General features: G+C 55.5%; 16 protein-coding genes, 4 tRNA genes, 3 rRNA genes and 1 pseudogene. 21 read left to right on the forward strand and 3 right to left on the reverse strand.

Annotation, left to right across the window (positions count from 1 at the left end; translation table 11 throughout):
• The first annotated feature begins 363 nt into the window (after nt 1–363).
• From ACMGG1_RS00005 to yjfF, 11 genes and pseudogenes are all read left to right on the forward strand, one after another.
• A 16S ribosomal RNA gene (locus ACMGG1_RS00005) occupies nt 364–1,904 on the forward strand.
• Nucleotides 1,905–1,979: 75 nt separating this feature from the next.
• Nucleotides 1,980–2,056, forward strand: a tRNA-Ile gene (locus ACMGG1_RS00010).
• A gap of 37 nt (nt 2,057–2,093) precedes the next feature.
• Nucleotides 2,094–2,169: transfer RNA gene (locus ACMGG1_RS00015), tRNA-Ala, on the forward strand.
• A 205-nt stretch (nt 2,170–2,374) separates the two neighbouring features.
• Nucleotides 2,375–5,282 (forward strand): 23S ribosomal RNA (locus ACMGG1_RS00020).
• Between the two features lie 102 nt (nt 5,283–5,384).
• A 5S ribosomal RNA gene (gene rrf / locus ACMGG1_RS00025) occupies nt 5,385–5,500 on the forward strand.
• The 16S, 23S and 5S rRNA genes sit together here with 4 tRNA genes alongside, the layout of an rRNA operon.
• 95 nt (nt 5,501–5,595) lie before the next feature.
• Nucleotides 5,596–5,672 (forward strand) — tRNA-Asp (locus tag ACMGG1_RS00030).
• A gap of 52 nt (nt 5,673–5,724) precedes the next feature.
• A tRNA-Trp gene (locus ACMGG1_RS00035) sits at nt 5,725–5,800 on the forward strand.
• A gap of 315 nt (nt 5,801–6,115) precedes the next feature.
• Complete coding sequence (gene ytfQ, locus ACMGG1_RS00040; RefSeq protein WP_020837505.1) at nt 6,116–7,072, forward strand: galactofuranose ABC transporter, galactofuranose-binding protein YtfQ; 957 nt, start codon at nt 6,116–6,118, stop codon at nt 7,070–7,072.
• A gap of 23 nt (nt 7,073–7,095) precedes the next feature.
• Nucleotides 7,096–8,609, forward strand: a pseudogene (gene ytfR, locus ACMGG1_RS00045) (galactofuranose ABC transporter, ATP-binding protein YtfR).
• Nucleotides 8,610–8,626: 17 nt separating this feature from the next.
• Entirely contained in the window at nt 8,627–9,628 is a 1,002-nt protein-coding gene (gene ytfT / locus ACMGG1_RS00050; RefSeq protein WP_020837503.1) for a galactofuranose ABC transporter, ATP-binding protein YtfT, read from the forward strand.
• Nucleotides 9,625–10,617, forward strand: coding sequence for a galactofuranose ABC transporter, permease protein YjfF (yjfF, locus tag ACMGG1_RS00055; RefSeq protein ID WP_115060804.1), 993 nt, complete (start codon nt 9,625–9,627; stop codon nt 10,615–10,617). Before ytfT ends, yjfF begins: the two co-directional genes overlap by 4 nt.
• 4 nt (nt 10,618–10,621) lie before the next feature.
• Here yjfF and hdfR read toward each other — a convergent pair whose 3' ends face one another.
• Nucleotides 10,622–11,449 (reverse strand): HTH-type transcriptional regulator HdfR, encoded by an 828-nt coding sequence (hdfR, locus tag ACMGG1_RS00060; protein WP_041415741.1) that lies wholly within the window; start codon nt 11,447–11,449, stop codon nt 10,622–10,624.
• A gap of 119 nt (nt 11,450–11,568) precedes the next feature.
• Between hdfR and ACMGG1_RS00065 the strand changes: the two genes are divergently transcribed.
• A complete protein-coding gene (locus tag ACMGG1_RS00065; RefSeq protein WP_020837497.1) occupies nt 11,569–11,907 on the forward strand; it encodes a DUF413 domain-containing protein in 339 nt (112 codons plus the stop codon).
• 27 nt (nt 11,908–11,934) lie between these two features.
• Here ACMGG1_RS00065 and ACMGG1_RS00070 read toward each other — a convergent pair whose 3' ends face one another.
• Complete coding sequence (locus ACMGG1_RS00070) at nt 11,935–13,458, reverse strand: YifB family Mg chelatase-like AAA ATPase (protein WP_414161088.1); 1,524 nt, start codon at nt 13,456–13,458, stop codon at nt 11,935–11,937.
• Nucleotides 13,459–13,799: 341 nt separating this feature from the next.
• On the opposite strand from ACMGG1_RS00070, the gene ACMGG1_RS00075 reads away from it, so the two are divergent.
• The 8 genes from ACMGG1_RS00075 (at nt 13,800) to ACMGG1_RS00110 (ending at nt 22,476) form a co-directional block, all read left to right on the forward strand.
• A complete protein-coding gene (locus ACMGG1_RS00075; RefSeq protein ID WP_020837491.1) occupies nt 13,800–15,032 on the forward strand; it encodes an MFS transporter in 1,233 nt (410 codons plus the stop codon).
• A gap of 133 nt (nt 15,033–15,165) precedes the next feature.
• Nucleotides 15,166–15,264 (forward strand): ilv operon leader peptide, encoded by a 99-nt coding sequence (gene ilvL / locus ACMGG1_RS00080; RefSeq protein ID WP_015962288.1) that lies wholly within the window; start codon nt 15,166–15,168, stop codon nt 15,262–15,264.
• A 142-nt stretch (nt 15,265–15,406) separates the two neighbouring features.
• Nucleotides 15,407–17,053 carry an acetolactate synthase 2 catalytic subunit gene (gene ilvG, locus ACMGG1_RS00085; protein ID WP_020837490.1) on the forward strand — a complete coding sequence of 549 codons (1,647 nt, stop codon included), beginning with the start codon at nt 15,407–15,409 and terminating at the stop codon, nt 17,051–17,053.
• Nucleotides 17,050–17,307, forward strand: a complete 258-nt coding sequence (gene ilvM, locus ACMGG1_RS00090; RefSeq protein WP_020837489.1) for an acetolactate synthase 2 small subunit — start codon at nt 17,050–17,052, stop codon at nt 17,305–17,307. The genes ilvG and ilvM overlap by 4 nt, the downstream gene beginning before the upstream one ends.
• 22 nt (nt 17,308–17,329) lie before the next feature.
• Nucleotides 17,330–18,256: a branched-chain-amino-acid transaminase gene (ilvE, locus tag ACMGG1_RS00095; protein WP_020837487.1), complete on the forward strand. Its 927-nt coding sequence runs from the start codon at nt 17,330–17,332 to the stop codon at nt 18,254–18,256.
• A 96-nt stretch (nt 18,257–18,352) separates the two neighbouring features.
• Nucleotides 18,353–20,203 (forward strand): dihydroxy-acid dehydratase, encoded by a 1,851-nt coding sequence (gene ilvD, locus ACMGG1_RS00100; RefSeq protein WP_414161089.1) that lies wholly within the window; start codon nt 18,353–18,355, stop codon nt 20,201–20,203.
• A gap of 5 nt (nt 20,204–20,208) precedes the next feature.
• Nucleotides 20,209–21,753, forward strand: a complete 1,545-nt coding sequence (gene ilvA, locus ACMGG1_RS00105; RefSeq protein WP_041415091.1) for a threonine ammonia-lyase, biosynthetic — start codon at nt 20,209–20,211, stop codon at nt 21,751–21,753.
• A gap of 21 nt (nt 21,754–21,774) precedes the next feature.
• Nucleotides 21,775–22,476, forward strand: coding sequence for a DUF2461 domain-containing protein (locus ACMGG1_RS00110; RefSeq protein ID WP_142816227.1), 702 nt, complete (start codon nt 21,775–21,777; stop codon nt 22,474–22,476).
• 116 nt (nt 22,477–22,592) lie between these two features.
• Here the strand turns inward: ACMGG1_RS00110 and ilvY are convergent, their stop codons facing one another.
• Nucleotides 22,593–23,492 carry an HTH-type transcriptional activator IlvY gene (ilvY, locus tag ACMGG1_RS00115; protein ID WP_020837481.1) on the reverse strand — a complete coding sequence of 300 codons (900 nt, stop codon included), beginning with the start codon at nt 23,490–23,492 and terminating at the stop codon, nt 22,593–22,595.
• A gap of 168 nt (nt 23,493–23,660) precedes the next feature.
• Between ilvY and ilvC the strand changes: the two genes are divergently transcribed.
• The gene (ilvC, locus tag ACMGG1_RS00120; protein WP_046374902.1) at nt 23,661–25,136 is read left to right on the forward strand and encodes a ketol-acid reductoisomerase; all 1,476 of its coding nucleotides are present in this window, start codon (nt 23,661–23,663) and stop codon (nt 25,134–25,136) included.
• Nucleotides 25,137–25,388: the final 252 nt, after the last annotated feature.

Raw genomic sequence — 25,388 nt, forward strand, 5'->3', positions numbered from 1 at the left:
CGAACTCCCTATAATGCGCCTCCACTGACCGGGAACAACGACTCCTCTAACGAGAACCAGTCGCCCAGCCAGGAAGAAGCAAGCCGGTGAAAACACCGTTTCTTAATAAGAAAAAAGCTTGACTCTTCAGCGGGAAAGCGTAATATGCACCTCCCGCGTTACCGAGAAACATCTTAGTAACGAACGCTCTTTAACAATTTATCAGACAATCTGTGTGGGCACTCCACAAGACGATATCCAGAACCTTCGGGTTCAAAAAAATATCAAGTCTTGAAGAGTGACCAAGCAGTAATTCATTTAGTTGAATTATTACGAAAGTTAATTTTCGAGCATCGCTTCATGAGTTGAAGCAAATCAAGCTTTTAATTGAAGAGTTTGATCATGGCTCAGATTGAACGCTGGCGGCAGGCCTAACACATGCAAGTCGAGCGGTAGCACAGGGAGCTTGCTCCTGGGTGACGAGCGGCGGACGGGTGAGTAATGTCTGGGAAACTGCCTGATGGAGGGGGATAACTACTGGAAACGGTAGCTAATACCGCATAATGTCTACGGACCAAAGTGGGGGACCTTCGGGCCTCATGCCATCAGATGTGCCCAGATGGGATTAGCTAGTAGGTGGGGTAATGGCTCACCTAGGCGACGATCCCTAGCTGGTCTGAGAGGATGACCAGCCACACTGGAACTGAGACACGGTCCAGACTCCTACGGGAGGCAGCAGTGGGGAATATTGCACAATGGGCGCAAGCCTGATGCAGCCATGCCGCGTGTGTGAAGAAGGCCTTCGGGTTGTAAAGCACTTTCAGCGAGGAGGAAGGGTTCAGTGTTAATAGCACTGTGCATTGACGTTACTCGCAGAAGAAGCACCGGCTAACTCCGTGCCAGCAGCCGCGGTAATACGGAGGGTGCAAGCGTTAATCGGAATTACTGGGCGTAAAGCGCACGCAGGCGGTTTGTTAAGTCAGATGTGAAATCCCCGCGCTTAACGTGGGAACTGCATTTGAAACTGGCAAGCTAGAGTCTTGTAGAGGGGGGTAGAATTCCAGGTGTAGCGGTGAAATGCGTAGAGATCTGGAGGAATACCGGTGGCGAAGGCGGCCCCCTGGACAAAGACTGACGCTCAGGTGCGAAAGCGTGGGGAGCAAACAGGATTAGATACCCTGGTAGTCCACGCTGTAAACGATGTCGACTTGGAGGTTGTGCCCTTGAGGCGTGGCTTCCGGAGCTAACGCGTTAAGTCGACCGCCTGGGGAGTACGGCCGCAAGGTTAAAACTCAAATGAATTGACGGGGGCCCGCACAAGCGGTGGAGCATGTGGTTTAATTCGATGCAACGCGAAGAACCTTACCTACTCTTGACATCCAGAGAATTCGCTAGAGATAGCTTAGTGCCTTCGGGAACTCTGAGACAGGTGCTGCATGGCTGTCGTCAGCTCGTGTTGTGAAATGTTGGGTTAAGTCCCGCAACGAGCGCAACCCTTATCCTTTGTTGCCAGCGCGTAATGGCGGGAACTCAAAGGAGACTGCCGGTGATAAACCGGAGGAAGGTGGGGATGACGTCAAGTCATCATGGCCCTTACGAGTAGGGCTACACACGTGCTACAATGGCGTATACAAAGAGAAGCGAACTCGCGAGAGCAAGCGGACCTCATAAAGTACGTCGTAGTCCGGATCGGAGTCTGCAACTCGACTCCGTGAAGTCGGAATCGCTAGTAATCGTAGATCAGAATGCTACGGTGAATACGTTCCCGGGCCTTGTACACACCGCCCGTCACACCATGGGAGTGGGTTGCAAAAGAAGTAGGTAGCTTAACCTTCGGGAGGGCGCTTACCACTTTGTGATTCATGACTGGGGTGAAGTCGTAACAAGGTAACCGTAGGGGAACCTGCGGTTGGATCACCTCCTTACCTAATGATATTGATTCGCGTGAAGTGCTCACACAGATTGTCTGATGAAAAAGTAACGAGCAGAAATACCTTTATAGGCTTGTAGCTCAGGTGGTTAGAGCGCACCCCTGATAAGGGTGAGGTCGGTGGTTCAAGTCCACTCAGGCCTACCACTTCTTGAAGTGGAAAAGGTACTGCACGTGACTGTATGGGGCTATAGCTCAGCTGGGAGAGCGCCTGCCTTGCACGCAGGAGGTCAGCGGTTCGATCCCGCTTAGCTCCACCATATAGTCCTGTATTTCAATACTTCAGAGTGTACTGGCAACAGTATGCTGCGAAGTATTTTGCTCTTTAACAATCTGGAACAAGCTGAAAATTGAAACATGACAGCTGAAACTTATCCCTCCGTAGAAGTATTGGGATAAGGATTAACCTGTCATAGAGTCTCTCAAATGTAGCAGCACGAAAGTGGAAACACCTTCGGGTTGTGAGGTTAAGTGACTAAGCGTACACGGTGGATGCCTAGGCAGTCAGAGGCGATGAAGGGCGTGCTAATCTGCGATAAGCGTCGGTAAGGTGATATGAACCGTAATAACCGGCGATACCCGAATGGGGAAACCCAGTGCAATTCGTTGCACTATCATACGATGAATACATAGTCGTATGAGGCGAACCGGGGGAACTGAAACATCTAAGTACCCCGAGGAAAAGAAATCAACCGAGATTCCCCCAGTAGCGGCGAGCGAACGGGGAGGAGCCCAGAACCTGAATCAGTTCTTGTGTTAGTGGAAGCGTCTGGAAAGTCGCACAGTAAAGGGTGATAGTCCCGTACACTAAAATGCATTAATTGTGAGTTCGATGAGTAGGGCGGGACACGTGACATCCTGTCTGAATATGGGGGGACCATCCTCCAAGGCTAAATACTCCTGACTGACCGATAGTGAACCAGTACCGTGAGGGAAAGGCGAAAAGAACCCCGGCGAGGGGAGTGAAATAGAACCTGAAACCGTGTACGTACAAGCAGTGGGAGCACCTTCGTGGTGTGACTGCGTACCTTTTGTATAATGGGTCAGCGACTTATATTTTGTAGCAAGGTTAACCGTATAGGGGAGCCGTAGGGAAACCGAGTCTTAACTGGGCGAATAGTTGCAAGGTATAGACCCGAAACCCGGTGATCTAGCCATGGGCAGGTTGAAGGTTGGGTAACACTAACTGGAGGACCGAACCGACTAATGTTGAAAAATTAGCGGATGACTTGTGGCTGGGGGTGAAAGGCCAATCAAACCGGGAGATAGCTGGTTCTCCCCGAAAGCTATTTAGGTAGCGCCTCGTGAACTCATCTTCGGGGGTAGAGCACTGTTTCGGCTAGGGGGCCATCCCGGCTTACCAAACCGATGCAAACTCCGAATACCGAAGAATGTTATCACGGGAGACACACGGCGGGTGCTAACGTCCGTCGTGAAGAGGGAAACAACCCAGACCGCCAGCTAAGGTCCCAAAGTCATGGTTAAGTGGGAAACGATGTGGGAAGGCATAGACAGCCAGGATGTTGGCTTAGAAGCAGCCATCATTTAAAGAAAGCGTAATAGCTCACTGGTCGAGTCGGCCTGCGCGGAAGATGTAACGGGGCTAAACCATGCACCGAAGCTGCGGCAGCGACGCTTAGGCGTTGTTGGGTAGGGGAGCGTTCTGTAAGCCGTTGAAGGTGACCTGTGAGGGTTGCTGGAGGTATCAGAAGTGCGAATGCTGACATAAGTAACGATAAAGCGGGTGAAAAGCCCGCTCGCCGGAAGACCAAGGGTTCCTGTCCAACGTTAATCGGGGCAGGGTGAGTCGACCCCTAAGGCGAGGCCGAAAGGCGTAGTCGATGGGAAACAGGTTAATATTCCTGTACTCGGTGTTACTGCGAAGGGGGGACGGAGAAGGCTAGGCTAGCCGGGCGACGGTTGTCCCGGTTTAAGCGTGTAGGGGGAGTGACCTGGTAAATCCGGTTACTTGTCAACCCTGAGGCGTGATGACGATGCACTACGGTGCAGAAGTAGTTGATGCCAAGCTTCCAGGAAAAGCCTCTAAGCATCAGGTAACACAGAATCGTACCCCAAACCGACACAGGTGGTCAGGTAGAGAATACCAAGGCGCTTGAGAGAACTCGGGTGAAGGAACTAGGCAAAATGGTGCCGTAACTTCGGGAGAAGGCACGCTGGCGCGTAGGTGAAGAGACTTGCTCTCGGAGCTGAAGCCAGTCGCAGATACCAGCTGGCTGCAACTGTTTAATAAAAACACAGCACTGTGCAAACACGAAAGTGGACGTATACGGTGTGACGCCTGCCCGGTGCTGGAAGGTTAATTGATGGGGTCAGCCGCAAGGCGAAGCTCTTGATCGAAGCCCCAGTAAACGGCGGCCGTAACTATAACGGTCCTAAGGTAGCGAAATTCCTTGTCGGGTAAGTTCCGACCTGCACGAATGGCGTAATGATGGCCAGGCTGTCTCCACCCGAGACTCAGTGAAATTGAACTCGCTGTGAAGATGCAGTGTACCCGCGGCAAGACGGAAAGACCCCGTGAACCTTTACTATAGCTTGACACTGAACATTGAGCCTTGATGTGTAGGATAGGTGGGAGGCTTTGAAGCGTGGACGCCAGTCTGCGTGGAGCCAACCTTGAAATACCACCCTTTAATGTTTGATGTTCTAACTCGGCCCCATAATCTGGGGTGAGGACAGTGTCTGGTGGGTAGTTTGACTGGGGCGGTCTCCTCCCAAAGAGTAACGGAGGAGCACGAAGGTTAGCTAATCACGGTCGGACATCGTGAGGTTAGTGCAAAGGCATAAGCTAGCTTGACTGCGAGAGTGACGGCTCGAGCAGGTACGAAAGTAGGTCTTAGTGATCCGGTGGTTCTGAATGGAAGGGCCATCGCTCAACGGATAAAAGGTACTCCGGGGATAACAGGCTGATACCGCCCAAGAGTTCATATCGACGGCGGTGTTTGGCACCTCGATGTCGGCTCATCACATCCTGGGGCTGAAGTAGGTCCCAAGGGTATGGCTGTTCGCCATTTAAAGTGGTACGCGAGCTGGGTTTAGAACGTCGTGAGACAGTTCGGTCCCTATCTGCCGTGGGCGTTGGAAGATTGAGAGGGGTTGCTCCTAGTACGAGAGGACCGGAGTGAACGCACCACTGGTGTTCGGGTTGTCATGCCAATGGCACTGCCCGGTAGCTAAGTGCGGAAAAGATAAGCGCTGAAAGCATCTAAGCGCGAAACTTGCCTCGAGATGAGTCTTCCCTGGGCCTTTAAGGTCCCTGAAGGAACGTTTAAGACTAAGACGTTGATAGGCTGGGTGTGTAAGTGCAGCGATGCATTGAGCTAACCAGTACTAATGATCCGTGAGGCTTAACCTTACAACACCAAAGGTGTTTTAGAGAGATTGTAGAGATTTTCAGCGAGTTCCGAGATTGGTTTCAATGGCTACGGGAGTAGCGGTTGGAATGAAACAGAATTTGCCTGGCGGCAATAGCGCGGTGGTCCCACCTGACCCCATGCCGAACTCAGAAGTGAAACGCCGTAGCGCCGATGGTAGTGTGGGGTCTCCCCATGCGAGAGTAGGACACTGCCAGGCATCAAATAAACGTTATCAGCCTGACAACTGGTAATGAGCAGGATCGCCAAGCGCGGTTTTGCCCACATCGAAAGATGTGACGTAAAAGAATCGGTGGAGCGGTAGTTCAGTTGGTTAGAATACCTGCCTGTCACGCAGGGGGTCGCGGGTTCGAGCCCCGTCCGTTCCGCCACTTATTTAAATTATGCCTGCTATCTTAGCGGGCATAATGTTAAGCGAGATTTAGGGGCGTAGCTCAGTTGGTAGAGCACCGGTCTCCAAAACCGGGTGTCGCGAGTTCGAGTCTCTCCGCCCCTGCCATATTAGAAACCCTTTGCGAAAGCGAAGGGTTTTTTTTGCGTGAAATTTCCCCATTCCCCATAATTCCCCTGAAAGATCGCTTAAAACTCCCACCGAAATCGTTCCCAATTTAGACATTTTTAGCTGGATCCATGTACAAAATGGTTGTTCTGCCGTGATGTGATGCCGCGCATTATTCCTGCCCGATTTTCGACTACACCTTATGTGTGTCCAACCCTAAGGACATCCACTTCACCAGAAAAAAATGCAGCATACACAACAACGATAATCCCTGCCCGGCGTGGTTCCATGCCAAGGCAACGCGAGGAGAACAACATGGTTAAACGTCTGCTGTTAGCGGCCGCCATTACTGGCGCTTTGGTAGGTACGGGACAGGCGGCACCGTTGGTCGTCGGCTTTTCACAGATTGGTTCCGAATCGGGTTGGCGTTCGGCGGAAACCAAGGTTTCGAAACAGGAAGCGGAAAAGCGGGGTATCACGCTGAAAATCGCCGATGCGCAGCAAAAACAGGAAAACCAAATCAAAGCAGTCAGATCTTTCATTGCTCAGGGTGTTGACGCCATTTTCATTGCACCGGTTGTCGCCACCGGCTGGACGCCTGTGCTGCAGGAAGCCAAGGAGGCCAAGATCCCGGTATTCCTGCTCGACCGAATGATTGAGGTAAACGACCCTTCGCTGTATACCGCGGCGGTGGCTTCTGACAGCGTGCACGAAGGTAAAGTCGCAGGAGAATGGTTGGTGAAAGAGGTCGCCGGCAAGCCTTGCAACGTAGTCGAGCTACAGGGCACCGTGGGCGCCAGCGTTGCCCTCAACCGTAAGAAAGGTTTTGCTGACGGCATAGCCTCCGCCGCCAACGTTAAGATCATCCGCTCGCAATCTGGTGATTTTACGCGCAGCAAAGGTAAAGAAGTGATGGAAAGCTTCATCAAGGCTGAGCAAAACGGCAAAAATATTTGCGCCGTTTATGCACATAACGACGACATGGCAATCGGCGCCATCCAGGCGATCAAAGAGGCGGGTTTAAAGCCGGGCTCACAGATCAAAATCGTTTCTATCGACGGTGTGCCTGACATATTTAAGGCAATGATGAACGGTGAAGCCAATGCCACGGTCGAGCTAACCCCGAATATGGCCGGGCCGGCGTTTGATGCGCTGCTGGCGATGAAGAAAGACGGTACCCCGCCGCCGAAGTTTATCCAGACCGAGTCCAAGCTGCTGCAACCGGATACGGCTAAACAGGAGTTCGAGCTGAAGAAAAGCATGGGCTATTAATCTACTCACCGGCGGAGCAGCAGATGGCTAACTCTCAGACGACATTATTGACGATTAAGGGATTATCCGTTGAATTTCCTGGCGTAAAAGCGCTGGAGCAGGTTGATGTCACGTTGCAGCGCGGAGAGATCATGGCGCTGCTGGGCGAAAATGGCGCGGGGAAATCCACGCTGATCAAAGCGTTGACCGGGGTTTATCAGCGTTCCGCCGGCGAGGTATTACTGGAAGGCATCGCCATTGCCCCGCAGAGCACCGCGCAGGCGCAGACACTGGGCATTGGTACGGTTTATCAGGAAGTTAACCTGCTGGCGAACATCTCGGTGGCCGCCAACCTGTTCATCGGGCGAGAGCCCACGCGCTTCGGCCTGATCGATCAAAAAAACTGCTGCGCCAGGCTCAGCAGCTTTTACTGGGGTATGGGCTGCAGTTGGACGTCAGCCAGCCGCTGGGTAATTACTCCATTGCCATCCAGCAGATTATCGCTATCGCGCGGGCCGTCGATCTGTCCGCCAAAGTCTTGATTCTTGATGAGCCAACCGCCAGCCTGGATGCCAAAGAGGTCAGCATGCTGCTGGACATTCTCAGCCAGCTCCGTAGTCAGGGAATGGGAATGATCTTTGTTACCCATTTTCTCGATCAGGTTTACCGCATCAGCGATCGCATCACCGTACTGCGCAACGGCAAGTTAGTGGGAACGAAAGCCACCGCCGACTTACTGCGTATGGAACTGGTACAGATGATGCTCGGCCACGCGTTTGATGAGTCATTACTGAAACGCAGCGAGCATACGCCCTCAAAGGCGCCATCGTTGGTTGAATTCAGCGGTTATGGGCGGCGCGGGATGGTTGAGCCCTTTGATCTGCAGATTCGTCCGGGTGAGATTGTAGGGCTGGCCGGGCTGCTGGGATCGGGGCGTACCGAAACGGCCCAGCTCATATTCGGTATCAAACCGCGCGACAACGGCAGTGTAAAAGTCGAAGGGCGTGCGGTGAACATCCGGACGCCGCGTAACGCTGCCAGCCTCGGCTTCGGGTATTGCCCCGAAGATCGTAAGACCGATGGAATCATCGGCGCTGCGACCGTGCGGGAAAATATCATTTTGGCCCTGCAGGCTCAACGCGGCTGGCTAAGGCCGCTCTCGCTGAAAGAGCAAACCCGCATTACTGAAAGCTATATCCAACTGTTGGGCATTCGTACTCCTGGGCCAGAACAGCAAATCCAGTATCTGTCCGGCGGTAATCAGCAGAAGGTGCTGTTGTCACGTTGGCTGGCGACGAAACCCCGTTTTCTGATCCTGGATGAACCGACGCGCGGCATTGACGTTGGTGCGCATGCCGAAATCATTCGCTTGATCGAAAAGCTCTGTGATGAAGGTCTGGCATTGTTGGTGATCTCCTCCGAACTGGAAGAACTGGTGGGTTATGCCGATCGCATCGTTGTGCTTCGAGACCGGAAACACGTAGCGCAGCTTGAACATAACGCCATTACGGTGCCTGCAATCATGCAGGTAATAGCCGCACAACAGGGGGCAGGATGAACCTCAGGAGTTTCTCCATGACCAGTGGGCCGCGTAAAGTCAGGTGGGTCATCCCTGCCGGAGCAACGCAACTGGGGGCGCTGGCGGTGATTTTGCTTATCGACAGTCTGGTCGCCCCGAATTTCTTTTCCCTGCATATTCAAGACGGTCGACTGTTTGGCAGCGTAATCGACATTGTTAATCGCGGCGCACCGGTCGCGTTATTGGCATTGGGTATGACGTTGGTAATCGCCACCGGTGGTATCGACCTTTCGGTGGGAGCGGTGATGGCGATAGCCGGTGCTACGGCGGCAACGCTGACCAGCGCCGGTTATCCGCTGAGCTATGTACTGGCAGCCGCCCTGGCGGTTGGCGCACTGTGTGGCCTGTGGAACGGGTTTTTGGTGGCGGTGCTGCAGATACAGCCGATTGTTGCCACGCTGATGCTGATGGTGGCTGGGCGCGGCATTGCCCAACTGATTACCGAAGGGCAAATCGTCACCTTTGAGCGAGAGGGGTTGGCGTGGCTCGGCAGCGGTACGCTGATGTATTTGCCGATGCCGGCGATCATTGCTGCGGTCATGCTGCTGTTGATCTGGCTGTTAACGCGTAAAACGGCGTTGGGACTGTTTATCGAAGCCGTAGGCATCAATCTGCGTTCCGCGCGTAATGCAGGTGTCAGCACCGGCTGGGTGGTGATGGCGGTGTATGTGATCTGCGGGCTGTGCGCCGCCGTTGCCGGCGTTATCGTCACGGCGGATATCCGTGGCGCTGATGCCAACAATGCCGGGTTGTGGTTGGAGCTGGATGCGATCCTGGCGGTTGTGATTGGCGGCGGTTCACTGTTGGGCGGTCGTTTTAACCTGTTGCTGTCGGTAGTGGGGGCATTAATTATTCAGGGGATGAATACCGGCATTCTGCTGTCCGGCTATCGGCCTGAGTTTAATCTGGTGTTGAAGGCGATTGTGGTGTTGGCGGTGTTGATGGTGCAATCGCCCAGCTTCACGCTGCGCCACCTGCTTGGGAGAAGAAAACCATGATCAAACGTAATCTTCCGCTGCTGATTACCGTCCTGGTGTTCCTTCTGGGCTACGCTTTTTGTCTGACGCAGTTTCCCGGCTTTGCCTCAACGCGGGTGTGGTGCGATTTGCTGACCGACAACGCCTTTCTGGGCATCGTCGCGGTCGGCATGACGTTTGTGATCCTTTCCGGCGGTATCGATCTGTCTGTCGGCTCGGTGATCGCCTTCACCGGGGTGCTGCTGGCCAAGTTGATCGGAACTTACGGCATTGCACCGGGTTATGCGTTCATCATCGCGCTGTTGATGGGGGCGTCGTTCGGCGCGCTGATGGGTTGGATCATTGATGTACTGAAGCTACCGGCGTTTATTATTACGCTGGCCGGAATGTTCTTCGTACGGGGCATGAGTTTTATTGTTTCAGAGGAGTCGATTCCCATCGATCATCCGCTGTATGTGACGCTGGCGAACTATGCCTGGAAACTGCCGGGCGGTGGGCGCTTTACATTGTTGGCGCTGGTGATGCTATTGGTTGTGGCGGTCGGCATGGTGCTGGCGCACCGTACGCGCTTTGGGCATAACGTCTACGCCATCGGCGGTAATCGGGTCTCTGCCGCGCTGATGGGCGTACCGGTACAGCGTACCACCGTGCTGATTTATATGCTCTCAAGCACGCTGGCGGCATTGTCCGGGATCATTTTCTCGCTGTATACCTCGGCAGGTTATGCCCTGGCGGCCAGCGGCGTGGAGTTGGATGCCATTGCTGCCGTCGTGATTGGCGGTACCTTGTTGACCGGCGGCGTGGGCACCGTTTTGGGCACGCTGTTTGGCGTGCTGATCCAGGGATTGATTCAGAGCTACATTACCTTCGACGGCACGCTCAGTTCGTGGTGGACCAAAATCGTTATCGGTATTCTGCTGTTCTGCTTTATCGGCCTTCAGAAGGCGATAAGCGCGTTTTGGCTCAGCAGGCGAACCCAACCCCGGCATCCTCGTTTGAAGCCGTTATAGCGCCTCATGCTGAGGTTTTCAAAGGTATTTTCAGCAGTTGCCGGATCAGCGGCTGCTGGTCGCTATTTTGCAGCCAGACGGCGTACAGCGGGCGGATAATGGCCGGGATCTCGGCGATGGCGGTTAACTGCGGGTAATCATTCTCCCACTGACTGGGCAGGAAGGCGCAGCCACCGGTGGTTTCCAGCAGTTGCCGGGTCAGATGCGCAGAGGTAGTGGTGAGCACCGGCAGAGTGTCGCTCTCCAGCATGCGGCTTTCCTGCTGATGGAAATCAGCCCCCCATTCCAGCTTGATATAGGGCATCGGCGCATGTTGATCGCGCAGGGTGGAAGAGAACAGCCGCAACGAGAAATTCCCCAACAGCTGGCTGGCCAGTTCATCCATCTTTGGCGGTTCAGTGGTGATGAGCAAATCGAGCTGTCTTTCATGCAGCTGTTTTACCAAAGAGTGCCGTAGCGCCACCCTGGCCTCCAGCTGCAACGCCTCACGCTGCTGATAGAGCGACTGCAGCCAGGGGGTCAAATAAGCCTCCCACAATGACGCCGTGGCACCGATGGATAACTCGGTATGTTGCAGTGAACGCACCACCTCTTTTTTCGCCAGTTGCCAGGTCATCATCAGGCTCTCTGCATAGGGCAAAAGCCGCTCTCCAGCAGGCGTCAGGCGGATATTGTTGCGGTGACGGGTGAACAGATTCGCGCCCAATTGGTTTTCTAACTGGCGGATGCGGAAACTGACGGCGGACTGCGTTAAGTACAAGGATTCTGCGGCTCGGCCAAAGTGACGCGTTCTACTGACCTCCAAAAAGGTTTTCAGTAATTCGGTATCCACACCCATCTCCAGTAATTTTTATCGTTAAGATTTAAATGTTTTGTTTTACACAATGTCAAGCCTATCTAATACTCCGCGCCATAAACAGCACGGCCATGAGAGAATTAGGAGCGTGTCAGATGGCGGATAGCTTCACCACGACCAGTCGATTTTTTGATAATAAACATTACCCTCGCGGGTTCTCCCGTCACGGCGATTTCACCATTAAAGAAGCGCAATTGCTAGAGCGTTTCGGGTATGCGTTCAACGAGCTGGATACGGGTAAACGCCAGCCGGCCACTGAAGAAGAACAGTTGTTCGTCGCAGTGTGCCACGGTGAGCGCGAGCCGGTTACCGAGCAGGAAAAAGTATGGGCCAAATATCTGGCGCGCACACGTCGCCCGAAAAAATTCCATACTCTGTCCGGCGGTAAGCCGCAGGCTGATGCGGTGGAAGATTACACCGACAGCGAGGATTGATTTTAATGGGGCCTTTGGGCCCCATTATTATTCAAGGCTGCGGTGCAGCTGCAGCAGCAGGCGATCCATACTGCGGTAGCCAAGCGCTTCACTCAAGTGTCGCTTATCAATAGCCTGATCTCCCGCCAAATCCGCCAGCGTGCGAGCCACTTTCAGGATCCGCTGCCAGGCGCGAACCGATAATCCCAACCTGTTTAACGTCGTTTCAAGAAAATCCGCGTCCGCGTCGTTAAGTCGGCAATCCCGTTCGACCTCATGATTGTTCAGCAGGGCATTAATCTTCCCCGCTCGACTGAGCTGCCTTTCACGCGCCAACAGCACTCGTTCCCGTACCTGAGCGCTGTTTTCACCGGCAATGCGCTTTTTGCTAAGCAGGCCTGGTGGCAACAATGGCACTTCAATCGAGAGATCGAAACGATCGAGAAAGGGCCCTGAAAGCCGCCCCAGATAGCGCAGGACCTGCTGTGGCGATGCGCGGTTATGCATGCCCTGGTAATGCCCGGTAGGGCTGGGGTTCATGGCGGCGATCAGCTGTACCCGTGCCGGGAAGCAGACTTTGGCGCTGGCGCGTGAAACCACGATCTCGCCGGACTCCAGCGGTTCGCGCAGCGCATCCAGTACCCGCCTTTCGAATTCGGGCAGTTCATCCAGGAACAGGACGCCATTGTGCGCCATGGAAATTTCACCCGGCCTCGGCAGCGAACCCCCGCCGACCAGAGCGGCCATCGAGGCGCTATGGTGCGGTGCGCGAAACGGCCGCTGTCGCCACGGCAGAGCTTGCGCAGCATGATGCAGCAGGCTGGCCACCGCGATGCTTTCCAGTGCTTCCTGATCGGTCAGCGGCGGGAGAAGGCCATTCAGGCGGCTGGCCAACATGGTTTTCCCGGTCCCTGGCGGGCCCACCAGCAGCAGGTTGTGGCCGCCGGCCGCGGCGATTTCCAGCGCGCGCTTTGCCTGTTCCTGACCCAGAATATCCTGCAGATCGGCCGGTTCGGGCGCGTTGTTCATTGCCGGCGGCGCATGGGCTACCGGTAAATCCGCTTTACCCAACACAAAGGCGCACACCTCCAACAGGTGGTCCGCCACCAGGGTTTTGCTCTGCGTAATTAGCCCCACCTCCGGCCCATTGGCGGCCGCCAAAACCAATTGCCGTCCTGACTCCATGGCGGCCAGCGCGGCGGGGATGGCTCCGCTGACGCCCCGTAGAGCGCCAGATAATGCCAGTTCGCCAAGGAATTCATAGTGAGCCAGCTTATCGGCTGGCAGCTGTTCGGAAGCCGCCAGGATAGCCAGCGCAATCGGTAGATCATAGCGACCGCCTTCCTTGGGCAGATCGGCCGGTGCCAGATTGACGGTAATACGCCGTGCGGGAAAGGTGAAACTGTTATTGATCAAGGCGCTGCGCACTCGATCACGCGCCTCTTTAACCGTAGTTTCCGGCAGGCCGACCATCGTCAGGCCGGGCAGCCCATTGCTGATATGCACTTCCACCGTAACCGAAGGGGCCTGAACGCCCAGTGTGGCCCGGGTATAGATCACTGCCAGTGACATATTGCTCTCCTTGCTGAAGGCAACATGATGCGGGATGTGTTGCGACGTCGCGCTTTACCCTTGGAATATTTGCGCGATAAGCCGTAATTAAAATTATTGGTTTCAGATAGATAGCCTTTTTTTGTGCAGGGCTTCGCAAAGGGCGGCAATACCCCTTAACAATTACGCGAACGCTGCAACAAATTAGCAGGCTAACCATGTTGCGACCGGAGGGGAAATGGGTGTATTTAACAATTGATTAAAATAAAAATCACCTATTTAACACAATCCGACCGCCGCTGCATTCTGCCGCGGCAGCCGCTAAACCTCATGACTTCGTACTCTACGGTAGGGATAACATTATGTTTGGTTGGACACCGCTGCAACGCAATGCAGCTATCGCCAGCTTTTCAAGCTGGACGCTTGATGCTTTCGATTTCTTCGTGCTGGTCTTTCTGCTCAGCGATATCGCGCAATCTTTCCATGTTGGCATGGAAGAGGTCACGCTGGCGATCCTGCTGACGCTGGCGGTACGCCCGATTGGTGCGCTGATCTTTGGCCGTGCGGCGGAAAAATATGGCCGCAAACCGATTTTGATGCTGAATATCGTGTTCTTCTCGGTGTTTGAACTGCTGTCCGCGGCGGCACCCTCGTTGACGATATTCCTGCTGCTGCGGGTACTGTACGGCGTGGCGATGGGCGGGATCTGGGGTGTGGCCTCATCGCTGGCGATGGAAACCATTCCCGATCGTTCGCGTGGCCTGATGTCGGGGATTTTCCAGGCCGGCTACCCCTTTGGTTACCTGTTGGCGGCGGTAGTGTATGGCCTGCTGTTTGAAATTATCGGCTGGCGCGGCATGTTCGTGATCGGCGCGGCACCCATTTTATTGCTGCCGTTTATTTACTACTGCGTGCAGGAATCGCCGGTGTGGCTGGCGGCCCGAGAACGCAAGGAAAGCAGCGCATTGCTGCCGGTGCTGAAGAGCCATTGGAAACTGTGCGGCTACCTGGTGCTGCTGATGGCGGCGTTCAATTTCTTCTCACACGGTACTCAGGATATGTATCCGGTGTTTTTGAAAGTTCAGCACGGTTTCGACCCTAAAACCGTCAGTATCATTGCCATTAGCTACAATATCGCGTCAATCATTGGTGGCGTTTTCTTTGGGGCACTGTCGGAAAAAATCGGCCGTAAGAAGGCGATCATCATTGCCGCCTTGCTGGCGTTGCCGGTGATCCCGCTGTGGGCGTTTTCCAGCGGTTCGCTGATGCTGGGGATTGGCGCATTCCTGATGCAGTTCATGGTGCAGGGGGCCTGGGGCGTGGTGCCGACTTACCTTACCGAATTGGTGCCGGCCAATACCCGCGCGGTACTGCCGGGGTTTGTTTATCAATTGGGTAATCTGATTGCTTCGGTCAACGCCACGCTGCAGGCGACGATAGCCGAGCATCATGGCCATAATTATGGGCTGGCAATGGCGATTATTGCCGGTACGGTGGCGATCGTGATTGCGTTGTTGGTGTTCTTCGGCAAGGACACGCGCGGTAAAGCGATCTCGGGTGCCGTGAAGTCCTCAGGGGTGCAGGCTAACGTTTGAATACCGGACATTTTGCACGAGGTATGACCAGATTGCGCCGAATAATAACGCAAAAAAAGTGTTGTCATGCCGCGCGGGACTATGGTACCTCTGTAGGTATTAGTTCGAAACGAGCACAGTGAACAAACCCATTATGAAAGCCTTTGCCCAAGTGATTAGCCTAGTCGTGATTAGCGTGGTGGTGATTATTATCCCACCGTGCGGGGCTGCACTTGGACGAAGAATGGCTTAGAAAACAAGCCGGAATCGCAAGAGAACCCCCGCACCGAAAGGTCCGGGGGTTTTTTATTGGCAAGAGAAAAGTGAAGCGAGGATAAGAATATGAATAACAGAACAAAATCCTGCAGTTGTCGAAGTAAGGCGGGGAAATAACTATGAACGGGGCTCAGTGGGTAGTACAAGCATTGCGTGCACAGGGAGTTGATAAGGTATTCGGCTATCCAGGTGGCGCAATCATGCCGGTCTACGATGCATTGTATGACGGTGGGGTAGAACACCTACTGTGCCGCCACGAACAAGGCGCCGCAATGGCTGCCATTGGTTATGCCCGCGCAACCGGCAAAGTCGGTGTTTGTATCGCCACCTCTGGTCCCGGTGCCACCAATTTGATCACCGGCCTGGCCGATGCGCTGCTGGATTCGGTTCCGGTAGTGGCCATCACCGGCCAGGTGGGTTCCGCGCTGATTGGCACCGATGCCTTTCAGGAGATCGATGTTCTCGGCCTGTCTCTGGCCTGCACCAAACACAGCTTCCTGGTGGAATCACTGGACGCGCTGCCGGGCATCATGGCAGAAGCCTTTGCCATCGCCTGTAGCGGCCGCCCTGGCCCGGTGCTGATCGACATCCCGAAAGACATCCAACTGGCCCACGGCGAGCTGCACCCGCACCTGGTGCCGGTCGTCGAAGAGTTGCATTACCCGGCGGCGGAGGTGGCGCAGGCCGCCGAGTTGCTGGCGCAGGCTCACAAACCGATGTTATACATCGGCGGCGGCGTAGGCATGGCGCAGGCGGTACCGGCACTGCGTGAGTTTATCGCGGTGACTCAAATGCCCAACGTTGTCACGCTGAAAGGGTTGGGCGCGGCGGATGCTGCTCACCCGTATTACCTCGGTATGCTGGGCATGCACGGTACCAAGGGCGCCAACCTGGCGGTGCAGGAGTGCGATCTGCTGATCGCTGTCGGCGCGCGTTTCGACGATCGCGTGACCGGGAAACTGAATGCGTTTGCGCCGCATGCAAAAGTGATCCACATGGATATCGACCCGGCGGAAATGAGCAAATTGCGTCAGGCACACGTCGCGCTGGAGGGCGACTTGAAGGCCTTGCTGCCGGCGTTGCAGCAGCCGCTGAAGATTGCCGCCTGGCAGCAGCGGGTGGTTGAGCTGAAGGAAGCCCACACCTGGCGTTATGATCATCCGGGCCAGCCGATCTACGCGCCGCTGTTGTTGAAACAGCTGTCCGAGCGCAAGCCGGCCAACAGCGTGGTGACTACCGACGTGGGCCAGCACCAGATGTGGAGTGCGCAGCACATGACCTTCGAGCGCCCGGAGAATTTCATCACTTCCAGCGGTCTGGGCACTATGGGGTTCGGCGTTCCGGCCGCGGTTGGTGCCCAGATGGCGCGCCCTGAGGATACGGTGATCTGCGTATCGGGCGACGGTTCCTTCATGATGAACGTACAGGAACTGGGCACCATAAAACGCAAACAGCTGCCGCTGAAAATCGTATTACTGGATAACCAGCGTTTAGGCATGGTTCGCCAGTGGCAGCAGCTGTTTTTTGACGGGCGTTACAGCGAAACCAATCTCTCCGATAACCCCGATTTCCTGATGTTGGCCAACGCCTTTGGCATTCCCGGCCAGCGTATCACCCGTAAGGACCAGGTGGCAGACGCGCTCGACGCCTTATTCAACAGCGAAGGGCCTTACCTGCTGCACGTATCGATCGATGAACTCGAAAACGTCTGGCCGCTGGTGCCGCCGGGTGCCGGTAACGAAACCATGTTGGAGAAAATCTCATGATGCAGCATCAACTCTCGATCCAGGCCCGTTTTCGCCCTGAAATGTTAGAGCGCGTATTGCGCGTCGTGCGTCATCGTGGCTTTCAGGTTTGTGCTATGAATATGGTTTCGGCGTCAAATACCGACAAGATTAATATTGAATTGACCGTTGCCAGCCAGCGCCCGGTGGATCTACTGTCATCTCAGTTGAGCAAACTGATGGACGTCTCCTGCGTTGAGATCCAACAGCAAACATCACAACAAATAAGCGCCTGATGCGTGAGAAGGATAAAGAACAATGACGAAGAAAGCCGATTACATTTGGTTCAATGGTGAGATGGTTCCCTGGGCTGACGCCAAAGTGCACGTGATGTCGCATGCGCTGCACTACGGCACTTCGGTGTTTGAAGGCGTTCGTTGCTATGACTCCCATAAAGGCCCGGTGGTGTTCCGTCACCGCGAGCATATGCAACGCCTGCACGACTCGGCAAAAATCTACCGCATGCCGGTATCACAAAGCGTTGATGAGCTGATGGAAGCCTGTCGCGCTACGCTGCGTAAAAACAACCTGGTCAGCGCTTATATTCGCCCGTTGGTGTTTGTGGGCGACGTCGGCATGGGGGTTAACCCGCCGGCCGGCTACAAGACAGACGTGATTATCGCGGCGTTTCCTTGGGGCGCGTACCTGGGTGAAGAGGCGCTGGAGCAAGGCATCGATGCGATGGTTTCGTCCTGGCACCGCGTGGCGCCAAATACCATCCCCACCGCGGCCAAAGCCGGTGGTAACTACCTTTCCTCCCTGCTGGTGGGCAGCGAAGCGCGCCGCCACGGTTATCAGGAAGGGATTGCGCTCGACGTGCACGGCTATATTTCCGAAGGGGCAGGCGAGAACCTGTTTGAAGTGAAAGACGGCGTGTTGTTCACCCCGCCGTTCACCTCTTCCGCGCTGCCGGGCATTACCCGCGACGCCATCATCAAACTGGCGAAAGACATGGGCTTCGAAGTGCGTGAGCAGGTGCTGTCCCGCGAATCGCTGTACCTGGCCGACGAAGTGTTCATGTCCGGCACCGCGGCGGAAATCACCCCGGTGCGCAGCGTCGACGGCATCCAGGTCGGCATTGGCAAATGTGGCCCGGTGACCAAACAAATTCAACAGGCGTTCTTTGGCCTGTTTACCGGCAAGACCGAAGACAAATACGGCTGGCTGGATCCGGTAAACCCATAAAGAACGACGTTACCTGTTAGGGTAAAACGACAGACAGACAAGAATATCCAGGCGGTTCGTTCGCCGCCTGTAATAAATACATTTGGAGTGAAGAGCATGCCTAAGTACCGTTCCGCCACCACCACCCACGGCCGCAACATGGCGGGTGCCCGCGCATTATGGCGCGCGACCGGAATGACCGACGACGATTTTGGCAAACCCATTATTGCGGTGGTCAACTCTTTTACCCAGTTCGTTCCGGGCCATGTGCATCTGCGTGATTTGGGCAAGCTGGTTGCAGAACAGATCGAAGCCTCAGGCGGCGTTGCCAAAGAGTTCAACACCATTGCGGTGGATGACGGTATCGCCATGGGCCACGGCGGTATGCTCTATTCCTTGCCGTCACGCGAACTGATCGCCGACTCGGTGGAATACATGGTGAATGCCCACTGCGCGGATGCGATGGTGTGCATTTCCAACTGCGACAAAATCACCCCGGGCATGCTGATGGCGTCATTGCGCCTGAACATTCCGGTGATCTTCGTTTCCGGCGGCCCGATGGAAGCCGGTAAAACCAAGCTCTCCAATCAAATCATCAAGCTGGATCTGGTGGACGCAATGATCCAGGGGGCTAACCCGAACGTCAGCGACGCCGACAGCGAACAAATCGAACGCTCCGCCTGCCCGACCTGCGGTTCCTGTTCCGGCATGTTCACCGCCAACTCAATGAACTGTTTGACCGAAGCGCTGGGCCTGTCGCAACCGGGCAACGGCTCGCTGCTGGCGACCCATGCCGACCGTAAGGATCTGTTCCTCAACGCAGGTAAACGCATCGTTGCCCTGACCAAGCGCTATTACGAACAGGACGATGAAAGCGCACTGCCGCGCAGCATCGCCAACAAGGCGGCGTTTGAAAACGCCATGACGCTGGATATCGCCATGGGCGGCTCGACCAACACCGTGCTGCACCTGTTGGCTGCAGCGCAGGAGGGCGAAATTGATTTCACCATGGAAGATATCGACCGCCTGTCACGCAAGGTGCCGCACCTGTGTAAAGTGGCGCCAAGCACCCCGAAATACCATATGGAAGACGTGCACCGTGCCGGTGGCGTGCTGGCGATCCTCGGTGAGCTGGATCGCGCAGGCCTGTTGAACCGCGATGTGAACAACATACTGGGCCTGACCCTGCCACAGACGCTGGAGCGGTATGACATCATGCTGACCAAAGATGAGGCGGTGAAAAAAATGTTCCGCGCCGGCCCGGCGGGCATTCGTACCACCCAGGCGTTCTCGCAGGACTGCCGCTGGGATACGCTGGACGACGATCGCGCAGAGGGCTGTATCCGCTCGCTGGAAAATGCGTTCAGCCAGGATGGCGGCTTGGCCGTGCTGTACGGCAACATGGCGCAGGACGGCAGCATCGTTAAGACCGCCGGCGTCGATAAAGACAACCTGACCTTCCGCGGTCCGGCCAAAGTGTACGAAAGCCAGGACTCGGCGGTGGACGCTATCCTCGGCGGCAAAGTGGTTGCCGGTGACGTGGTGGTGATCCGCTACGAAGGGCCGAAAGGCGGGCCGGGCATGCAGGAAATGCTTTACCCAACCACCTACCTGAAATCCATGGGCCTGGGCAAAGCCTGTGCGCTGATCACCGACGGACGTTTTTCCGGCGGCACCTCGGGCCTGTCAATCGGCCACGTTTCACCGGAAGCGGGCAGCGGCGGCCTGATTGCGCTGATCGAAGATGGCGACATGATCGACATCAATATTCCTCAACGCAGCATGGTGCTGGGCGTTTCGGACAGCGAACTGGCGGCACGCCGTGAAGTTGAGCTGGCACGTGGCGATCGCGCCTGGACACCGAAAAACCGTGAGCGTCAGGTTTCCTTGGCGCTGCGTGCCTATGCCATGTTGGCAACCAGCGCTGACAAAGGTGCAGTACGCGACAAGAGCAAGCTGGGAGGCTAAGCATCATGGCGGTATCGCAACCCCTACCCGACGCCCCCTGCGGCGCGGAGTATTTGCGAGCGGTGCTCCGCTCGCCGGTATACGAGGTGGCTCAGGTCACTCCGTTACAGGCCATGAGCAAAATTTCTTCGCGCCTCGGCAACACCATTCTGGTGAAGCGCGAAGATCGTCAGCCGGTGCACAGCTTCAAGCTGCGCGGGGCCTATGCCATGATCGCCAGCCTGAACGAAGAGCAGAAAGCGCGCGGCGTGGTAACGGCTTCGGCCGGCAACCATGCGCAGGGCGTGGCCTACTCCGGAAAACGTCTGGGGATCAAAACGCTGATCGTCATGCCGGTGTCCACCGCAGACATCAAAGTGGATGCGGTACGCGGTTTCGGCGGCGAAGTACTGTTGCACGGCGCCAACTTTGATGAAGCCAAGGCCAGGGCAATTGAGCTTTCGCACAAGCAGGGCATGACCTTCGTTCCCCCGTTCGATCACCCAACGGTGATCGCCGGGCAGGGCACGTTGGCGATGGAGCTTCTGCAACAGGACGCGCATCTCGACCGGGTGTTTGTTCCGGTTGGCGGTGGTGGTCTGGCGGCGGGTGTTGCGGTGTTAATCAAACAGCTGATGCCGCAGATCAAAGTGATCGGCGTGGAGGCGGAAGACTCCGCCTGCCTGCGCGCAGCGCTGGATGCCGGGCATCCGGTAGATTTGGCGCGAGTCGGACTGTTTGCCGAAGGCGTGGCGGTGAAGCGCATCGGTGATGAAACCTTCCGCCTGTGCCGGGAATATCTGGACGACGTGATCACCGTCGACAGCGACGCTATCTGCGCGGCGGTCAAAGATTTGTTTGAAGACGTGCGTGCCATTGCCGAACCCTCCGGCGCGCTGGCACTGGCCGGGCTGAAGAAATACGTTCAGCAGCACAACATCCAGGGCGAGCGCCTGGCGCACGTGCTGTCCGGTGCCAACCTGAACTTCCACGGCTTGCGTTATGTATCTGAACGCTGCGAATTGGGCGAACAACGCGAAGCCCTGCTGGCAGTGACCATTCCTGAGCAGAAAGGCAGCTTCCTGAAGTTTTGCCAACTGCTGGGCGGCCGGTCGGTGACCGAGTTCAACTACCGTTACGCCGATGCGGACAACGCGTGCATCTTCGTCGGTGTCCGCCTGACGCGTGGCCATGCCGAACGCCTGGAAATCATCGACGAGCTGAACGCCGACGGTTATCAGGTGGTGGATCTGTCCGATGACGAAATGGCCAAACTGCATGTGCGATACATGGTCGGTGGGCGTCCTTCGAAACCCCTGCGCGAGCGGCTGTACAGCTTTGAGTTCCCGGAGTCGCCGGGCGCGCTGCTGAAGTTCCTGCAAACTCTGGGCACCCATTGGAACATCTCGCTGTTCCATTACCGCAGCCACGGCACCGATTTTGGCCGCGTGCTGGCTGGTTTTGAGCTGTCGCAGACCGAACCTGAGTTTGAGCAGCATTTGCAGGCGCTGGGCTACGACTGCCACGATGAAACCGATAACCCGGCGTTCCGCTTCTTTTTGCAGGGCTAAGGGAACCGACAAGGACGGCGCATGACGGATAAATTTAACGGCTTTAGCCAGCAGGGCCTGAATTTTCTTCAGCAGGTGCGGATCGAGAACGACAAGGAATGGTTTGAAGGCAACCGCGGCGTTTACGATCGTGAGCTGCTGACGCCGTTCCGCTCGCTGGTGGCTGAGCTTGCCCCGACGATGCTGGCGATCGATCCGCAGTTTGAAACCCGCCCGGCGATCGGTAAAACGCTGTCGCGCATTCACCGCGACACGCGTTTTTCTCATGATAAATCACGTTATCGCAGCCGCATGTGGTTAACGTTCAAACGGCCGAGCAAAGACTGGAAGGATGCCCCGGTTTATTTCTTCGAACTGGGGCCGGACATGTTGCGCTATGGGCTGGGTTATTACAGTGCCAACAAGCAAACCATGGATCTGTTTCGTCATACGCTGCAGCGTCGTCCGCAGCCTTTTCTCGAGGTCGCGGCCTGTTGTCAGCCGCCGTTCGAGCTGGTGGGAGAAAGCTACAAACGCCCGCTGGTTAAAGAGCAGGCGGCAGACATTGCCACCTGGTACAACCGCAAATCTTTTGCGGTGATGGCTACCGACAGCCAGGTGGAGACGTTATTCAACGCCGGGCTGACGCAGAAGCTGGCGCAAGCTTTTCAGCAGTTGGAGCCGCTTTACCATTGGTTGATGCAGGTAGAGGCGATGAAACAAGTCGATCCGGCAGATCTCTAAATACCCGTCGTCTTTCAAGCTGCAGCGTTGTTGGCTGCACTAGCTGCAACATGAAATCTTTGGGGTATTTCTATCTCGCATTTCAAATGATCGTGTTTAAAAGCAATGGTGTCGTGTTAAGGATTTTTGACCGTTAATAACAAGCGCCAGAAAGCGTCGATCAGCGGATCGCTGAGGCGTTTTTTCTGCACGCAGACGCCCAGTTCGAACGGTTCGACCATAGAGATATTTTCTAACTGTGAGATGCGGTTACGTACCGGCTCCGGGCTGTTGTCCACCACCACGCCGGGGATCAGTGCGATGCCGCAGCCCAGTGCCACCATGGAAACAATCGCCTCGTGGCCGCCGACGGTGGCGTAAATCAGCGGATTGGCGATGCGCTGGCGACGGAACCACAGCTCGATACGTTTTCGCGACGGGCCATGCTCCGGCAGGATAAACGGAATATTGGCCCAGTCGGGCTGCTCGGCAAATGCCTGGCTGCGCACGGCGCAGGGCAGCGCCGGGGCAATCAATACCAGCGGGATCTCGCCGATTTTGGTGAAGGCTACGCTGGTGGGCAGGGTTTCAGGCCGGCCGGCAATGCCCAGATCGGCTTCGTTGGACTGAACCTTATCGACGGCGTCGGCAGCGTCACCGGTGGTGAGTTTAATTTCCACCAGCGGATGTTGCGCGCGGAAGCGGTCCAGGATCGGCGGCAGGTGGCTGTAGGCGGCGGTGACCGAGCAGAACAGCCGCAGCTCGCCGCTCAGCGAAGGGCCGTGCTGGCCGAGAGAATGCTTCAGTTGCTGGTATTGCAACAGCGTCTGCTGGGCAAAGTCTTTTAGCTGCTCGCCGGCATCGGTGAGCTGCACGGTGCGGTTATCGCGTAAAAACAGCGGCTGCCCGAGGATCTCTTCCAGCCGTTGGATCTGGCGGGAAAGCGTCGACGGACTGACGTGCATCGCCTTGGCGGTGCGGCCAAAATGGTGGCTTTCGGCCAGATGAAGGAACAGCTTTAAATCACGCAAATCCATATCAGTACGCTCGCAGCAAGAGTGTTGCATAAATTGCAATATCACATTCGTAATATATCAATTTAAGCAACGCGTTTCCTGTTATACATTGAGTTTAACGAATCTCCGCACAGACAGGCGGGGAATGAAAATAACATGCAAGACACAACATCTAACTGGAGTACCACCATGGCTAACTATTTCAACACATTGAACCTGCGTCAGCAGTTGGCGCAATTGGGTAAATGCCGTTTTATGGCACGTGAAGAATTCGCTGATGAAGCCGGCTACCTGAAAGGCAAAAAAGTGGTGATTGTCGGCTGTGGCGCACAGGGTCTGAACCAAGGCTTGAACATGCGTGACTCGGGGCTGGATGTGGCTTATGCCCTGCGTAAAGAAGCTATCGACGAAAAGCGTCCTTCATGGCGTAAAGCGACCGAAAACGGCTTTAAAGTAGGGACTTACGAAGACTTGATCCCACAGGCCGACCTGGTGGTTAACCTGACGCCGGACAAGCAGCACACCTCGGTAGTGCGTGCCGTACAGCCGCTGATGAAAGACGGCGCGGCGCTGGGCTACTCTCACGGCTTCAACATCGTTGAAGTGGGTGAGCAAGTACGTAAAGACATTACCGTGGTGATGGTTGCGCCAAAATGTCCGGGCACCGAAGTGCGTGAAGAATACAAACGTGGTTTCGGCGTACCGACCCTGATTGCGGTTCACCCGGAAAACGACCCTAAAGGTGAAGGCATGGCGATTGCCAAGGCATGGGCTGCCGCGACCGGCGGTCACCGCGCCGGCGTTCTGGAGTCTTCCTTCGTCGCTGAAGTGAAGTCTGACCTGATGGGCGAGCAGACCATTCTGTGCGGCATGCTGCAGGCGGGTTCACTGCTGTGCTTCGATAAACTGGTTGCTGAAGGTACCGACCCGGCTTATGCAGAAAAACTGATCCAGTTCGGTTGGGAAACCATCACCGAAGCACTGAAGCAGGGCGGTATCACCCTGATGATGGACCGTCTGTCCAACCCGGCTAAACTGCGTGCTTATGCGCTGTCCGAGCAACTGAAAGAGATCATGGCGCCGCTGTTCCAGAAGCACATGGACGACATCATCTCCGGTGCCTTCTCCAGCGGCATGATGGCCGACTGGGCAGAAGATGACGTGAAGCTGCTGAACTGGCGTGAAGAGACCGGCAAGTCGGCGTTCGAAAACGCGCCGCAGTTCGAAGGCAAAATCAGCGAGCAGGAATACTTTGACCACGGCGTACTGATGGTGGCAATGGTGAAAGCAGGTGTTGAGCTGGCGTTTGAAACCATGGTTGACGCAGGTATCATCGAAGAATCCGCTTACTACGAATCACTGCACGAACTGCCGCTGATCGCCAACACCATTGCGCGTAAGCGTCTGTACGAAATGAACGTGGTTATCTCTGATACCGCCGAGTACGGCAACTACCTGTTTGCCAACGCGGCAGTGCCATTGCTGAAAGAGTTCATGACTACCCTGCAGGCGGGTGATCTGGGCAAATCCGTGGCCGGGACTTCCGTAGATAACGCGCAACTGCGTGACGTGAACGAAGCGGTGCGCAATCACCCAATCGAATCCGTTGGCCGTAAGCTGCGTGGTTATATGACGGATATGAAACGTATCGCGGTAGCAGGCTAAATACCCGTCGTCTTTCAGGCTGTAGCGTTGTTACCTGCACTATCACACCCCAGTCGCTGACCAAGGTAAGCTCCTGGGGATGAGATAGCTTGGCACCTGGCTACAACCTGAAATCCATAGGGTACTAAGATGGGTTTTCGAGCCCAATAAAAAGGCCAGCATTATTGCTGGCCTCAGATTGCTGACAAAGTCCTATGCAGTTAAAAGTCCTGATCTGAGGACGAATAAAAACAAAGGATTATGTCTTCTGAT

This window comes from Serratia sp. BNK-12, assembly GCF_047456085.1.
Classification (GTDB): domain Bacteria; phylum Pseudomonadota; class Gammaproteobacteria; order Enterobacterales; family Enterobacteriaceae; genus Serratia; species Serratia liquefaciens.